Here is a 250-nt window from a genome sequence, read left to right as displayed (position 1 = left end):
ATCGCGACTTGCTGCGTGAAGGTAATCCTAATCTCTCTTTCATCTACCTGAAAGGCGATTTTGATGTGATTGAAAGCCGCCTGAAAGCGCGCAAAGGCCATTTCTTTAAAACCCAAATGTTGGTGACGCAGTTTGAAACGCTGCAGGAGCCGGGTGCGGACGAAACCGATGTACTGGTGGTGGATATTGATCAACCGCTGGAAGGTGTTGTGGCAAGCACCATTGAGGTTATTAAAAAAGGCAAATAAGT

Annotated in this window: 1 protein-coding gene; it reads left to right on the top strand. The window is 46.8% G+C overall.

Features of this window, described 5'->3' with window-relative positions; translation table 11 throughout:
• Nucleotides 1–248: nucleoside/nucleotide kinase family protein (locus B0E34_RS22795; RefSeq protein WP_503327698.1), on the top strand; the 248-nt coding region annotated here is incomplete at its 5' end.
• Between the last annotated feature and the right edge of the window lie 2 nt (nucleotides 249–250).

This window comes from Chryseobacterium mucoviscidosis (assembly GCF_002177115.1).
Lineage (GTDB): Bacteria > Bacteroidota > Bacteroidia > Flavobacteriales > Weeksellaceae > Chryseobacterium > Chryseobacterium mucoviscidosis.
Note: the sequence above shows the minus strand (reverse complement) of the source record. Positions and strands in the feature narration are given on the sequence as shown.